This window comes from Burkholderia latens, from assembly GCF_001718795.1.
GTDB lineage: Bacteria > Pseudomonadota > Gammaproteobacteria > Burkholderiales > Burkholderiaceae > Burkholderia > Burkholderia latens_A.
Map to the genome: position 1 here is coordinate 1,950,340 of NZ_CP013438.1, position 16,025 is coordinate 1,966,364.

The 16,025-nt window shown below is 66.0% G+C and carries 6 protein-coding genes; all 6 read left to right on the top strand.

All coding sequences use genetic code 11. The annotated features are described in order from the left end of the window. The first annotated feature begins 86 nt into the window (after positions 1-86). The 6 genes from WK25_RS27965 to WK25_RS31530 all read left to right on the top strand — a co-directional run bounded on the left by WK25_RS27965 (position 87) and on the right by WK25_RS31530 (position 15,937). A complete protein-coding gene (locus WK25_RS27965; protein WP_069243318.1) occupies positions 87-3,092 on the top strand; it encodes a DUF2339 domain-containing protein in 3,006 nt (1,001 codons plus the stop codon). Beyond that, entirely contained in the window at positions 3,089-4,441 is a 1,353-nt protein-coding gene (locus tag WK25_RS27970; RefSeq protein ID WP_040138667.1) for a DUF3999 domain-containing protein, read from the top strand. The genes WK25_RS27965 and WK25_RS27970 overlap by 4 nt, the downstream gene beginning before the upstream one ends. Positions 4,442-4,780: 339 nt before the next feature. Next, positions 4,781-5,431 carry an NADPH-dependent FMN reductase gene (locus WK25_RS27975; RefSeq protein WP_040138668.1) on the top strand — a complete coding sequence of 217 codons (651 nt, stop codon included), beginning with the start codon at positions 4,781-4,783 and terminating at the stop codon, positions 5,429-5,431. A 225-nt stretch (positions 5,432-5,656) separates the two neighbouring features. Next, positions 5,657-5,875, top strand: a complete 219-nt coding sequence (locus WK25_RS27980) for a hypothetical protein (RefSeq protein ID WP_006749916.1) — start codon at positions 5,657-5,659, stop codon at positions 5,873-5,875. Between the two features lie 94 nt (positions 5,876-5,969). Next, positions 5,970-6,872 (top strand): aminomethyltransferase, encoded by a 903-nt coding sequence (locus WK25_RS27985; RefSeq protein ID WP_069243319.1) that lies wholly within the window; start codon positions 5,970-5,972, stop codon positions 6,870-6,872. Positions 6,873-8,002: 1,130 nt separating this feature from the next. Further along, a complete protein-coding gene (locus WK25_RS31530; protein ID WP_156789128.1) occupies positions 8,003-15,937 on the top strand; it encodes a YadA-like family protein in 7,935 nt (2,644 codons plus the stop codon). Positions 15,938-16,025: the final 88 nt, after the last annotated feature.

Genomic DNA, 16,025 nt, shown 5'->3' on the forward strand with positions numbered 1-16,025 from the left:
GTTCGCCTGCCGGCCTTGCCGATACAGCCTCGATCGGCCGCGCGACGATCGAAGGACGATAACGAAATGAGAGAGGAAGCTAGGCGATGAATTGGGCCTTTGCCGCAATCGGTTTCATCGTGGGCGGTATCGCCGCATTGTTCGGGGATTTCCCGGCCGCCAGCGGCATGCTGCTCGGCGCGGCGCTCGGGTTCGCCATCGGCCGCGTGCTGCAACAGCGCAATCGCGAGAGCGGCGGCGCGGCGACCGGCACCTCGGCGATGCCGCCGGCGCCCCCGCCCGTGCCGCTTGCGGAGCGCGTCGCGCGCCTCGAAACGACCGTCGATGCGCTTACACGCGAGCTCGACATGCTGCGCACGCAGCTCGCCGGCACGCAGGTTACAGCGACGGCAGCAAGCGGCGCCGCGCCCGCGCCGTCAACAACGCCCGCTGCCACGCCACCGTTCCCCGTCGCGCAGCCGGCCGCCGCCAGTGCCGGCACGGCATCGTCGATATCGACGCCTGCGCCGACGCAACCGTTTGCCGCGCGCGCGAGCGAAGGGCCGGCCGCCGCCACCGCCGCTGTCACTGCCGCTGCAGAGATCGATGCACGTGCAACGACAGAACATCCTGCTACCCCGCAGCCGCGCGAGCCAGGCATCGCCGAACGCGCACTACAGGCGGCGCGCGACTGGCTGCTCGGCGGCAACACGGTGGTGCGCGTCGGCGTCATCGTGCTGTTCTTCGGCGTCGCGTTCCTGCTCAAGTACGCGGCCGACAACGACATGCTGCCGATCGAATTCCGCCTGGCCGGCACGGCACTCGCCGCGGCGGCGCTGCTCGCGATCGGCTGGCGCGTGCGCGCGCGCCGCGCCGCGTACGGCCTCGTGCTGCAAGGCGGCGGAGTCGGCATCCTCTACCTGACGATCTTCGCCGCGACCAAGCTCTACGCGCTGCTGCCGGTCGGCGCCGCGTTCCCGCTGATGGTTGCGGTATGCGCGCTGAGCGCGTTTCTCGCGGTGAAGCAGAATGCGCTGCCGCTCGCGTTCATGGGAAGTGCCGGCGGCTTTCTCGCGCCCGTACTGCTGTCGACCGGGCACGGCAGCCACATCGCACTGTTCAGCTATTACGCGCTGCTGAACGCCGGCATCTTCGCGATCGCATGGTTCAAGGCGTGGCGGCCGCTGAACCTGCTCGGGTTCGTGTTCACGTTCACGATCGGCTCGGCATGGGGCGTGACCGCTTATCGCCCCGAGCTGTTCGCCACCACCGAGCCGTTCCTGATCCTGTTCTTCCTGATGTATGTCGGCATCGCGCTGCTGTACGCGATCAAGCGCGAGCTGGCGCTGCGCCACTACGTGGACGGCACGCTCGTGTTCGGCACGCCGATCGTCGCGACTGCGCTTCAGGCATCCCTCGTGAAGGACATGCCGTTCGCGCTCGCGTGGAGCGCGGTCGCACTGTCGGCGTTCTACGTGGCGGTGGCCGCATGGCTTTCGAGGCGCCGAGATCGGCTCGGGCTGCTGTTCGAATCGATGCTCGCGCTCGCGGCGATCTTCGCGACGCTCGCGGTGCCGCTCGCATTCTCGGGGCCGACAACGAGCGCCGCGTGGGCCATCGAAGGCGCGGCCGTCGTGTGGCTGGGCGTGCGCCAGAAACGCGTGCTGGCGTTCGGCTTCGGCCTTGCGATGCAGCTCGCCGCGGCCGGCGCGTTCTTCACGAGCCTGCTCGGGCCGGCCGATACGAACGCGCTGCCGGTGCTCAACAGTGGATACATCGCGATGCTGCTGATCGCGCTCGCCGGGTTATTTACCGGCTGGTGGCTGCACGGGAGCGGGGAGGCGCGCGCGTGGCATCCGTGGATGCCGGACCTCGGCATAGCCGCCGCTGCGTGGGGGCTGCTGTGGTGGCTGAGCGGCGGGCTGCACGAGATCCTCGTCTATGCGAGCCGCCACGTCGACCTGCATGCGGACCGCTTCGTCGTCGATGCAACCGCGCTGTTCGCCGCGGCCACCGCGTGGCTCGCGCACGTCGCACGCCGCAAGCTCGCATGGCCGATCGCCGAATGGCCGGCGCTCGCGCTGACGCCGGTGCTCGCGCTGCTCGCATTGCGTGCGTTCGATTCGCATCAACCGCCGCTGTCCGGCATCGGCGCATTCGCATGGCCGGCCGCCGTCATTGCATGCTATGCGCTGCTGCTGCGTCAGTCGCGCGGCGCAGCGGCCGCCGGGTCGGCGGCGGGCGGCGCCGGGTCGGCGACGGCCGGCGCCGGCACATCAGCCACATCAGCCACGTCGGCCGTAACATCCATCCCGACGCCGGTCATCGCGCCGCTGCACACGCTGATGTTCTGGACGTTGTGCGGCCTGTGCTCGCTCGAAGGCTACTGGCGCCTGCGCGCGTTCGTGCCTGAAGGCGCATGGAGCTGGAGCGCGTGGGCCTACGGCTTCGGCGCGCTGCTTCTGCTGGTGTCGGGCCCCGGCTCGCGCCTGCGCTGGCCGGTCGCGGCATTCCCGCGTGCGTATCAGTTATGGGGCGCCGCGCCGCTCGCCGCGCTGTTGTGGCTGTGGAGCATCGCCAGCACCGCAAGCGACGGCGATGCGTCGCCGCTGTTATGGTTGCCGCTGCTCAACCCGCTCGATGTCGCGCAGTTGCTGATCTTCGTCGCGTTCGCCGCCTGGCTGCGCCGCGTGAAGACGCTCGACGTCAACATACATCCGCTCGCGTCCGGGCTTGCGGTGCTCGCGATCGCTTTCCTGTGGTTCAACGCGCTGCTGCTGCGCACGCTGCATCACTGGACGGGCGTGCCGTATACAGTCGAAGCGATGGCGGCATCGACGCTCGTGCAGGCGTCCGTTTCCGTCTACTGGACGCTCTGCGCGCTTGCGACGACGATCTGGGCCACGCGTCGCGGCTTGCGTCCTCTGTGGTTCGTCGGCGCGGCACTGCTCGCGCTCACCGTGATCAAACTGTTCCTGTTCGACCTGTCGCACGTCACCGGCATCGAACGCATCGTGTCGTTCATCGGCATCGGTGTGCTGCTGCTGTTGATCGGCTATTTCTCGCCGCTGCCGCCAAAGGCCGCGGCCCCCCGGAACGGCACCCTACCATGAAACGATTCGCAGCCCTGCTCGGTTTGAGCCTGCTGACGTCGTTCGCGGCAGCGGGCGGCACACCCGGCGCCGAACGCGTCGCACGACGCTTCGCACTCGACCTCGACGGCAGCGCCGCGTATTACCAGCTCACCGTGCCGCAAGCCGTGTATGCAGCCAGCCGGCGCAGCGATCTCGGCGACGTGCGCATCTTCAACGCCGCAGGCGAGCCCGTCCCGTATTCGCTCGACGCACCGGCAGCGGCCGCCGTGCCGCCGTCGCGCATGCCCGCGCACTGGTTTCCGCTGCCGCCGCCGCGCACCGACGACGGTCATGCGCCGCTCGGCGTGTCGGTCGCACCGGACGGTTCGCTGCGCGCGGCCGCCACCGCGCCGCTGCACGCGAAGCACGCGGCCGATCTCGTCGACCTGTCGCATGCGGACGGCGAAGTCGGCGCGCTGCTCGTGCACGTGAGCGACGCCAGCTATCAAGGGCGCGTCGCCGTCGAAGCGAGCGACGACCTGCGCAGCTGGCGCGCACTCGGCACCACGCAACTGCTCAAAGTCGGGCGCGGCAACGACATGCTGGTGCAGGAGCGCATCGCGCTCGAAGGCACGGTGCCGCGCTACGTACGGCTCGGCTGGCTCGACGGTGTACCCGCGATCGAGTCGATCGACATCGAAACGCAGCCGCGCGATGCGCGCACGGCCGACACCGCGGCGGTGCCGCGCCAATGGCGCGACGCCGTGCGCGTGCGGGCAGGCGGCGCACCCGGCGAGTATCTGTTCGACACCGACGGTGCATATCCCGTCGATCGGGTGCGCATCGACCTGCCGCAGCCAAACACGGTTGCGCGCGCAACGCTGCAGAGCCGCGCCGACGCGCAGACGCCGTGGCGCGACGTCGCCGGCGCGGTGCTGTTCCGGCTGCAGGGCAACGGCGGCGAGCAGCGCAACGCGCCGCTGGCGTTCGCGCCGGACAGCGATCGCGCGTGGCGGATCGTCGTCGACATGCGCAACGGCGGCTTCGGCGGCGGCCAGCCGGCCGTCGCGGTTGGCTGGCATCCTGCCGCGCTGACCTTCGTCGCGCGCGGCACGGCGCCGTTCACGCTCGGCGTCGGCAATGCGTCGCTGTCGTCGTCGGCCGTGAGTCGCGACGCGCTGCTGGTCGGGATGGCGCCGGAAGTGCGGCCCGCGCGCGTCGGCGACGCGTTGCCGGCATCGCCGATGCAGCCGGATTTGCTCAACGATGCGGATGCGACACGCCGCTACGTGCTGTGGGGCGCGCTTGTGGTGGCGGTCGGTGTGCTCGGCACGATCGCATTGCGCGTCGCGCGCGGCGGCACCGGCACACGCAAGCGCGACGAATAGGGTATCCCGATCGTGCAGCGGCCGCTGCGTGGCGCGCGTCCGAGCATCGCGCCCCGCTTCGCCGGCGCAGGACGAAAAAAAGCCCCGCCTGCATCCGCGTGGCGGGGCCAACCCATGTCAGTAGAGACATCATGGAGGAGACGGGCCCATCTTATCGAGCCCGGCGCGCCGCCCCAACCAAGCTTTTCTGCTATTCATCTGCTTCGCCGCGCGTACACTCGCCCCGCATGCAGCGCATATCGATAGAACGAAAAGTCGTTTTCACAGTGGCGGCGGGGTCGTTACCATCTGGTTTTAAGCCTGTGCTTAGCCGGGCAAGCCATCCCCAAGGAGCGCCCCTTGACTGCATTCGATCAACACCGCCGCCCGTTCGTGGTCGGCATCGGCGGCACCACCCGGGCCGCGTCGTCGACCGAGCGCGCGCTTTCGTTCGCGCTGCGCGGCGCACAGGCCGCCGGCGCACGCACGCGCCTGTTCGACGGCCCGTTCCTGCATACGCTGCCGCACTACGCCCCCGAGCATAAAACGCTGACCGACTCGCAGCGCGAACTGATCGACACCGTGCGCGAAGCCGACGCAATCATCATTGCGACGCCCGGTTATCACGGCGGCGTATCAGGTCTCGTGAAGAACGCACTCGACACGCTCGAGGAACTGCGCGCCGACGAGCGCCCGTATCTCGACGGCCGCGCGGTCGGCCTGATCGTCACCGCGTACGGCTGGCAGGCCGCGGGCACCGTGCTTACGTCGCTGCGTTCGATCGTGCATGCTTTGCGCGGCTGGCCGACGCCGTTCGGCGCCACCGTGAATACGCTCGAAACGCGCTTCGACAGTGCCGACAGCTGCTCGGACCCGAAAGTCGTCGCGCAGCTCGAGACCGTCGGCGCGCAGGCGGCCGAATTCGCGCTCGCGTTCGCATCGCATCGTGCGGCCACGCACGCCGCATCGGTCGATGCGCTCGCGCCCGTGCTGAAGATCGCCAATCAGTAACGCCCGCCTTTGCACCGCCCGCACCCGGCCGGCGACGCTCGCCGCGTGCGGGCGGCGCGCATCCGGCCCTCCGGCCGGCGCGCACTGCCCCGACACCCGCACGCATCCCGGTTTCCCGCCCGATAACAATTCGGCTCGCCACGTGATTTGCATTGGCCGAAAGATTGGTTCACGCGGACCGCGGGTTTTCGTACGCTGAAAGCCCGTACTTGCTATGTGCCCGCCATGAACCGCACGATCCGCTACAAGGGCTACGAAGTCGCCCCCGCCGCCGCCCGGCTGCCGAACGGGCTGTTCGCCGCGAACCTGACGATCGAGAAGGCAAGCGGCGGCCCGTCGCCGCGCGCCGTGTCGTTCGACGCCATCGACTTCTTCTTCGAAGAGGAACACGCGCTCGCGTATGCGTCCCGCTGGGGACGCCTGTGGGTCGATACGCAAGCGTAAACGCCGCGCGCGGCGGCGCGGACGGCCGCACGAAAATGCGCGATTACGGAAGCTATGCAAGAATCTTTCGTCTCGTAATCGCATAACAACAGCCATGTCCGACACGCTGCAGCACGAACATGCGGCGGCAGATCACGCAATGCGCAACTGGACCTTCGAGCATCCGGGCCCGGTCCGGATCGGTTCCGATGCGCACAGGCAAATGTTCTGCCGCATGCTGCTCGACACGCACAACCCGTACAAGCCGGCCGTCATCGATTGGCCGCCGCTCAAGCCCGACGAACTCAAGCGGCTCACGTCGCTGCCGATTTGGGACATTGCCGTGCAAACGGAAGGCCGCGCGTCGATCCGCGTTGCCACGTTCGCGGCCACCGTCGACGATCCGCTGCTGCGCCGCGCGCTCGAGATGGACGGCGGCGAGGAAGCCCGGCACAAGGTCGTGCTGTCGAAGCTGGTCGAGGCATACGGGATCGATCTCGCCCCCGAACCGCCCTATCCGGCGCCGAAGGATCCCGAATGGGCGTGGATGGTGACCGGCTTCAGCGAATGCATCGACAGCTTCTTCGCATTCGGCCTGTTCCGTTCCGCGCAGCGCTCCGGCTATTTCCCGACCGAACTCGTCGATACCTTCGAACCCGTGATCCAGGAGGAAGGTCGCCACATCCTGTTTTTCGTGAACTGGTATGCGTGGTACTGGCGCAACCTGCCGTGGTGGCGTCGGCCGTGGTTCTTCGCACGCGTCGCGGCCGTGTGGGCGTTCCTGATTCGCGAGCGCGTCAGCATCGCGCGCGGCATCGACCCCGACGGCGTCGCCCGCGACGCGAACTTCCCGGCGACGAGCACGGCGGACATCGGCGAATCGCTTAACCCGCGCGAGCTGATCGAGTTGTGCCTCGTCGAGAACGAGCGCCGTATGGCCGGCTACGACAAACGGTTGCTGCGTCCGATGTTCGTACCACGCATGGCGCGCCTCGCGCTGCGCTTCATGCGGAAGTAGCGCTGCGGCGGCCCGTAGCGGGCCGAGGCGCGAATGCCAATCGCGCGCGGCGGTCTGCTTCGGTGCCGGAACTGGGCGGCGGGAGCGGGTTTCGCCCCTGCCGTCATCCGCGCCCGTCCATCGAATCGATACGCGCGCCCGCCGCAAATCTTCCCGCCGCAGATTGACTCGGCCGGCGCCGACGTTGCAAGGGTGCAGCGGCCCGCCGGGCACGACTGCACGCGCATCGCACGTTGCACGTCCGTTCCCGGCTCCGGCGGACTGCATCCGCGCCCGAGCCGGACAGCGTCGTCGGCGTGGAGCGGATCCGACATTCCCCTACGTCCCCCCGTAACACCGACCTTCCGCTTCACATGCAAACGATTGCGAAAGTCGGTCGCCGCCGCAATGGCCGCGCATGCGGGCCGCCCGCGCCAGGCGCCACAGAGGCCTCGGCTCATCGCCGAACCTGAACCCGCATATGAATGCCGCCTTTGCGCGCGATTCGATAGCCGAATCCCGTTCACGGCACCGATGCGCTCGTTGCATTTTTTTACAACTTCATGAAAGCGGGGGCAACGAAACGCCCGTCCGACGGGCAACTGAGGCCGATGCGATGCGCAAATCGGCACACTCGGGCAATACGCCTTTAACTTTTATTCCATTTTAGAGATACGCACTGAATCCGACGAAAACCATCCATAAAACAAAAATATAATAAGTTAATAGATACGCAAAACCATTATCAACTAGCACGACAGAAATCTTACAGAACAGAAAGAAATCTCGGTTGCGCAAACGTTTGCGCTCGAATTCGTCGTACTTTTCTGATGTTCGTGAGTGACCAAAGCGACCCCAAAACATAATAAGACATTGATTTTTGAGGATTTTCACACCAATCCTCGCGTGGAGAAGCCGCCCACCCTCAACTCTCCACGAGTTATCGACTTAACGACCCCTCAATACATCAAAGCGCGATTCATTAACCATTCTTTAACTTTTCCGACCAGCAATTTTTCACTGTTTATCAATCTCAAAATAACGCCTCCAATAAACTCCGCCCATCATTTTTGAGATTCGCGCGGGCGCACGGCAGATTCATCTAACGAAAGAGACCGGTGTGTGACGTGCTTATTTGGAGGTAGTACGACATGAACCGCACATACCGTTCGATCTGGAACGAAGCCCTTGGCGCCTGGGTCGCGGCATCCGAACACGATTCGGCACGGGGCAAGCCGAACAAGTCGGCCGTCGTGAAGGCGGTCGCCGCCGCCGCGCTCGTTGCCGGCGTCGCCAATAGCAACATCGTGTACGCGCAGTACGCGGCTGGCGGCGGCACTGTCACGGGCACCGGCACGCAGGGCATTGCGATCGGCGGCAATGGCGGCAGCACCACGACGGCGAGCGGGGCTACGTCGATTGCAATCGGCGCGAACGCCACGGCGTCCGGCAACTACTCGCAAGCTTTCGGTCAGGCCACGACGGCGACCGGCTCGAGCGCGATCGGGATAGGCTCCGGCGCGAAGGCACTCAACACGGGCGCGACCGCGGTCGGCAACGACGCGACCGCTTCGGGCTCCAGCTCGATCGCAATTGGCGGCGGCAACAGCTCCGGCTCGGGCGGGGCGGTGGCGGCCGGCAGCAACGCGATCGCACTGGGTCGGTTTTCGAACGTCAACGCGGCGACGACGTCAGGTATCGCAATCGGTTCGAATGCGACGGTCACGTCGGTTGGCACCAACGGCACGGCGCTCGGTTCGGCAGCCACGGCAGCGGGCTCCGGCGCAACCGCCCTCGGCAATGGCGCTACGGCGACGGGCACCAACGCGATCGCGCTCGGCGGCACGGCCAACTACACGTCGAGTGTCGCAATCGGTGCAGGCAGCGTGACCGGCGCGGCGGCACCGACGGGAACGGGGTATCTGACGGGCAGCACCGCCCCGACGTCGGAAGTGTCGGTCGGCAGTTCGACGGCGCTGCGTCGCATCACGAACGTCGCCGACGGCTCTGCACCTCAGGATGCGGTCACCGTGGCTCAGCTCAGCACCGGGATGAGCACGACGACCAGTGCGATCAGCAGCTTGTCGACGTCGACGTCGACGGGGCTTTCGTCAGCCAATAGCTCGATCTCGTCGCTGTCCACATCGACCTCGACCGGCCTCAGTTCGACCAAGAGTTCGATTGCCTCGCTGTCGACTTCCACGTCGACGGGGCTGTCGTCGGCCAACAGCTCGATCTCGTCGCTGTCCACCTCGACTTCGACCGGGATCAACTCGCTGTCGACCGGCCTCAGCTCAGCGAATAGCTCGGTCGCCTCGCTGTCGACTTCCACGTCGACCGGTCTGTCGTCGACCAATAGCTCGGTTGCCTCGCTGTCTACCTCGACGTCGACGGGGATCAGCTCGCTGTCTACCTCGACTTCGACCGGGATCAACTCGCTGTCGACCGGCCTCAGCTCAGCGAATAGCTCGGTCGCCTCGCTGTCGACTTCCACCTCGACGGGGCTGTCGTCGGCTAACAGCTCGATCTCGTCGCTGTCCACCTCGACTTCGACCGGCCTCAGTTCGACCAATAGCTCGGTTGCTTCGCTGTCGACTTCCACGTCGACGGGGCTGTCGTCGGCTAATAGCTCGATCGGCTCCCTGTCCACCTCGACCTCGACGGGCATCAATTCGCTGTCGACTTCCACCTCGACGGGGCTGTCGTCGGCTAATAGCTCGATCAGCTCGCTGTCTACCTCGACGTCGACCGGTCTGTCGTCGACCAATAGCTCGGTCACCTCGTTGTCTACCTCGACGTCGACGGGGATCAGCTCGCTGTCGACCGGCCTCAGCTCGACCAATAGCTCGGTCGCTTCGCTGTCGACTTCCACGTCGACGGGGTTGTCGTCGGCTAATAGCTCGATCAGCTCGCTTTCTACCTCCACGTCGACGGGGATCAACTCGCTGTCGACCGGCCTCAGCTCGGCGAATAGCTCGGTCGCCTCGCTGTCGACTTCCACGTCGACGGGGCTGTCGTCGGCTAATAGCTCGATCAGCTCGCTGTCTACCTCCACGTCGACCGGTCTGTCGTCGACCAATAGCTCGGTTGCCTCGCTGTCTACCTCGACGTCGACGGGGATCAGCTCGCTGTCGACCGGCCTCAGCTCGGCCAATAGCTCGGTTGCCTCGCTGTCGACTTCCACGTCGACGGGGCTGTCGTCGGCTAACAGCTCGATCAGCTCGCTGTCCACCTCGACCTCGACCGGCCTCAGCGCGACCAATAGCTCGGTCGCTTCGCTGTCAACTTCCACGTCGACCGGTCTGTCGTCGGCTAACAGCTCGATCAGCTCGCTGTCGACCTCCACGTCGACGGGGCTGTCGTCGGCTAATAGCTCAATCGGCTCGCTGTCTACCTCGACTTCGACGGGCATCAATTCTCTGTCGACCGGGCTCAGCTCGGCAAATAGCTCGGTCGCCTCGCTGTCCACCTCTACCTCGACGGGGATCAACTCGCTGTCGACCGGCCTCAGCTCGGCCAATAGCTCGGTTGCCTCGCTGTCGACTTCCACGTCGACGGGGCTGTCGTCGGCTAACAGCTCGATCGGCTCGCTGTCTACCTCGACTTCGACGGGCATCAATTCTCTGTCGACAGGCCTCAGCTCGACCAATAGTTCGGTCGCTTCGCTGTCGACTTCTACATCGACCGGCCTCTCATCGGCCAATAGCTCGATCAGCTCGCTGTCGACCGGCCTCAGCACGGTTACCACCAAGACCGACAATCTCGGCAACAGCACGGCCGCGGCCCTCGGCGGCGGTTCAAGCTATAACCCGGCAACCGGCACCGTTTCCGCTCCGTCGTACACGACGTACAACGCGAACGGCACGACGTCGACCGCCAATAGTGTTGGCTCGGCGATCGACAGCATCAACAACCAGGGCATCAAGTACTTCCACGCGAATTCGACGGCAGCCGACAGCCAGGCACTCGGCACCGACTCGGTCGCGATCGGCCCGAATGCGATCGCCAACCACGCGGGCGACGTCGCACTCGGCAGCGGCTCCGTTACCGGCGCGCCCGCTCCGACGCCCACGGGTACCGTTGGCGGCGTGACCTCCACGTTCGCGGGGGGCAACCCGAGCAGCGTGGTGAGCGTCGGCAATGCGAGCACGGGCACCACACGCCAGATCACCAATGTCGCGGCAGGCCAAATAACGCCGACCAGCACGGACGCGATCAACGGCTCCCAACTCTTCGCGACCAATTCCATCGTGGATTCGCTGTCAACGACGGTATCGTCGTCCAGCAGCGCGATCTCGTCGCTGTCGACTGGCATCACCTCGTTGTCGACGGGGCTCAGTTCGACCAATAGCTCGGTGACCTCGCTGTCGTCGTCGACTTCGACGGGGTTGTCGTCGGCAACCAGCTCGATCGCTTCGCTCTCCACGTCGACTTCGACGGGGATCAATTCGCTGTCGACCGGCCTGAGCTCGACCAACAGCTCCGTGGCGTCGCTGTCGACTTCCACGTCGACGGGTCTGTCATCGGCAAACAGCTCGATCGGCTCGCTTTCCACCTCGACGTCGACCGGCATCAGCTCGTTGTCCACCGGCATCAGCTCGACCAATAGCTCGGTTGCTTCGCTGTCGACTTCCACGTCGACGGGTCTGTCATCGGCAAACAGCTCGATCGGCTCGCTTTCCACCTCGACGTCGACCGGAATCAGCTCGCTGTCGACCGGCCTCAGCTCGACCAACAGCTCGGTTGCTTCGCTGTCGACTTCCACGTCGACGGGTCTGTCATCGGCAAACAGCTCGATCGGCTCGCTTTCCACCTCGACGTCGACCGGCATCAGCTCGTTGTCCACCGGCATCAGCTCGACCAATAGCTCGGTTGCTTCGCTGTCGACTTCCACGTCGACGGGTCTGTCATCGGCAAACAGCTCGATCGGCTCGCTTTCCACGTCGACGTCGACCGGCATCAGCTCGTTGTCCACCGGCATCAGCTCGACCAATAGCTCGGTTGCTTCGCTGTCGACCTCCACGTCGACGGGGTTGTCGTCGGCAAACAGCTCGATCGGCTCGCTTTCCACCTCGACGTCGACCGGCATCAGCTCGTTGTCCACCGGCATCAGCTCGACCAATAGCTCGGTTGCTTCGCTGTCGACTTCCACGTCGACGGGTCTGTCATCGGCAAACAGCTCGATCAGCTCGTTGTCCACGTCGACGTCGACCGGCATCAACTCGTTGTCCACAGGCATCAGCTCGACCAATAGCTCCGTTGCTTCGCTGTCGACTTCCACGTCAACGGGCCTCTCGTCGGCAAACAGCTCGATCGGCTCGCTTTCCACGTCGACGTCGACCGGCATCAGCTCGCTGTCCACCGGCCTCAGCTCGACCGACAGCTCCGTCGCTTCGCTGTCGACGTCGACGTCAACGGGCTTGTCGTCAGCCACCAGCTCGATCAGTTCGCTTTCCACGTCGACTTCGACGGGCATCACCTCGTTGTCGACCGGCCTGAGCTCGACCGATAGCTCGGTGGCGTCGCTGTCAACCTCGACGTCAACCGGCCTCTCGTCGGCTACGAGTTCGATCAGCTCCCTGTCGACGTCGACCTCCACCGGCATCAACTCGTTGTCGACGGGCCTCAGCTCGACCGACAGCTCGGTGGCGTCGCTGTCGACCTCCACGTCGACCGGTCTCTCGTCGGCAACCAGCTCGATCGGCTCGCTGTCCACCTCGACGTCGACCGGCATTAGCTCGCTGTCCACTGGCCTCAGTTCGACCGATAGCTCAGTGGCATCGCTGTCGACCTCCACGTCGACCGGTCTGTCGTCGGCTACGAGTTCGATCAGCTCCCTGTCGACGTCGACCTCCACCGGCCTCTCGTCTGCCAACAGCTCGATCTCGTCTCTCTCCACGTCGACTTCGACCGGCATCAGCTCGACCAATAGTTCGGTTGCCTCACTGTCGACTTCCACGTCGACGGGTCTCTCGTCAGCAACCAGCTCGATCAGCTCGCTGTCGACGTCGACCTCGACCGGCATCAACTCGTTGTCGACGGGCCTCAGCTCGACCGACAGCACCGTGGCGTCGCTCTCGACTTCGACGTCGACCGGCCTGTCGTCGGCGACCAGCTCGATCAGCTCGCTGTCCACCTCGACTTCGACCGGCATCAGCTCGCTGTCGACCGGCCTCAGCTCGACCGACAGCTCGGTGGCATCGCTGTCGACCTCCACGTCGACCGGTCTCTCGTCGGCAAACAGCTCGATCGGCTCGCTGTCCACCTCGACGTCGACCGGCATTAGCTCGCTGTCCACTGGCCTCAGTTCGACCGATAGCTCAGTGGCATCGCTGTCGACCTCCACGTCGACCGGTCTGTCGTCGGCTACGAGTTCGATCAGCTCCCTGTCGACGTCGACCTCCACCGGCCTCTCGTCTGCCAACAGCTCGATCTCGTCTCTCTCCACGTCGACTTCGACCGGCATCAGCTCGCTGTCGACCGGCCTCAGCTCGACCAATAGCTCCGTCGCTTCGCTGTCGACTTCCACGTCAACGGGCCTCTCGTCGGCAAACAGCTCGATCGGCTCGCTTTCCACGTCGACGTCGACCGGCATCAGCTCGCTGTCCACCGGCCTCAGCTCGACCGACAGCTCCGTCGCTTCGCTGTCGACTTCCACGTCAACGGGCCTGTCGTCGGCGACCAGCTCGATCAGCTCGCTGTCCACCTCGACTTCGACCGGCATCAGCTCGCTGTCGACCGGCCTCAGCTCGACCAATAGCTCCGTCGCTTCGCTGTCGACTTCCACGTCAACGGGCCTCTCGTCGGCAAACAGCTCGATCGGCTCGCTTTCCACGTCGACGTCGACCGGCATCAGCTCGCTGTCCACCGGCCTCAGCTCGACCGACAGCTCCGTCGCTTCGCTGTCGACTTCCACGTCAACGGGCCTGTCGTCGGCGACCAGCTCGATCAGCTCGCTGTCCACCTCGACTTCGACCGGCATCAGCTCGCTGTCGACCGGCCTCAGCTCGACCGACAGCTCGGTGGCATCGCTGTCGACCTCCACGTCGACCGGCCTCTCGTCGGCTACGAGTTCGATCAGCTCCCTGTCGACGTCGACGTCCACCGGCCTCTCGTCGGCAACCAGCTCGATCGGCTCGCTGTCCACCGGCCTGAGCACGACGAACAGCTCGCTCACGTCGTTGTCCACGTCGACCGCCAGCAGCGTCACGTCGCTGTCCACGGGCCTGAGCTCGACCAACAGCTCCGTCGCTTCACTGTCGACCTCGACGTCGACCGGCCTGTCGTCGGCTACCAGCTCGATCGCCTCCCTGTCGACGTCGACCTCGACCGGTCTGTCGACGGCTGCCAGCACGATACTGTCGCTGTCGACGTCCACGTCGACCGGCCTGTCGTCGGCCACCAGCTCGATCACGTCGCTGTCCACCTCGACGTCGACCGCGATCGAAGCCGCGAAGACGCACTACTTCAGCGTCAACGACAACGGCACGCAGCAAGGCAACTACGCAAATGACGGCGCAACCGGCGTCAACGCACTCGCCGCCGGCGCGAACGCCAGCGCGGCCGGCGCCAGCAGCGTGGCGGTTGGCGACGGCTCGAACGCGCAAACGGCAGGTGCAGTCGCGATCGGCCAGAATGCATCGGCCGCAGGCGGCAAGGCGGTGTCGATCGGCTCCGGCAACACCGCGAGCGGCGACGGCGCGGTCGCGATCGGCGACCCGAGTGTTGCAACGGGCACCGGCGCAGTCGCGATGGGCGCAAACGACACCGCGACCGGCACCGGCGCAGTGGCGCTCGGCAACGCGAACACCGCAACCGGCAACGGCGCGCTGGCCCTCGGCAGCGCGAACCAGGCCACCGCGGACAACACGATCGCGCTCGGCAACCAGGCGACGGCCAGCGCAATCGGCGCGCAGGCCTACGGTACGAACGCAAAGGCTACGGCAACCGACGCCCTCGCGTTCGGCTCGAACGCCACGGCCAACGTCGCGAACTCGATCGCCCTCGGCGCGAACTCGGTCACGGGCAACGCAGTCGGCACGTCGAGCGCAACGATTGGCGGCGTCACGTACTTCTTCGCGGGCAGTTCGCCGGCAGGCGTGGTCAGCGTCGGCGACGCCGCCACGGGCGCCACGCGCCAGATCACGAACGTGTCGGCCGGCCAGATCTCGGCCACGAGCACGGACGCGATCAACGGCAGCCAGCTCAACGCGACGAACCAGGCGATCACGAGCCTGTCGACGTCGACCGCGTCGAACATCTCGTCGCTGTCGACCGGCATCGGTTCGCTGTCGACGGGCCTGAGCTCGACCAACAGCAACCTTACGTCGCTGTCCACGTCGACGTCGACGGCGATCGGCTCGCTGTCGACCGGCCTGAGCTCGACCAACAGCAACCTCACGTCGCTGTCCACGTCGACGTCGACGGGCATCGGCTCGCTGTCGACCGGCCTGAGCTCGACGAACAGCACGGTGGCGTCGCTGTCGACGGGCGTGACCAACCTCAACAACCAGGTGAGCCAATTGTCGACGACGATCAACAACACGACCCGCACGGCGAACAACAACGGCATCGCCGCCGACATGAACGGCACCGGCAACGACAGGCCCGTCGTCACGGCCGGCTCGAACTCGGTGGCGATCGGTGCGGCGTCGAACGACGGCGGTCGCTCGAACGTGGTGTCGGTGGGCAGCGACCAGCAGCAACGCCAGATCACGAACGTCGCGCCGGGCACGCAAGGCACCGATGCGGTGAACGTGAACCAGCTGACGCAGGTGCAGACGACGCTGTCGACGGCACTGTCGGGACAGCAGGCGCAGATCAACTCGCTGGGCTCGCAGCTGCAGCAGACCGACCAGATGGCGAAGCAGGGTATCGCGGCGGTCGGTGCGATGGCGTCGATCCCGCAGCTGGACCGCGACGCCAACTTCGGGATGGGGGTCGGCACGTCGACCTTCCTCGGCCAGAAGGCCATGGCGGTCAACATGCAGGCTCGCATCACGGAAAACCTGAAGGCGTCGATCAACGGCGGCTTCAGCGGCGGTCAGAAGGTGATCGGCGCCGGCATGCTGTATCAGTGGAAGTAACCGGTCGCGACGCCACGCCGCCCGGCTTGCGAGCCGGGTTGCGCGCGGCGGCCACGACGGCAGGACGAGCGCACCGCCCATCGTGCGG

Bases quoted from the DNA above. Each gene is read 5' to 3' on its own strand.
- WK25_RS27965 (WP_069243318.1), top strand. From the start codon at position 87: ATGAATTGGGCCTTTGCCGCAATCGGTTTCATCGTGGGCGGTATCGCC.
- WK25_RS27970 (WP_040138667.1), top strand. From the start codon at position 3,089: ATGAAACGATTCGCAGCCCTGCTCGGTTTGAGCCTGCTGACGTCGTTC.
- WK25_RS27980 (WP_006749916.1), top strand. From the start codon at position 5,657: ATGAACCGCACGATCCGCTACAAGGGCTACGAAGTCGCCCCCGCCGCC.
- WK25_RS27985 (WP_069243319.1), top strand. From the start codon at position 5,970: ATGTCCGACACGCTGCAGCACGAACATGCGGCGGCAGATCACGCAATG.
- WK25_RS31530 (WP_156789128.1), top strand. From the start codon at position 8,003: ATGAACCGCACATACCGTTCGATCTGGAACGAAGCCCTTGGCGCCTGG.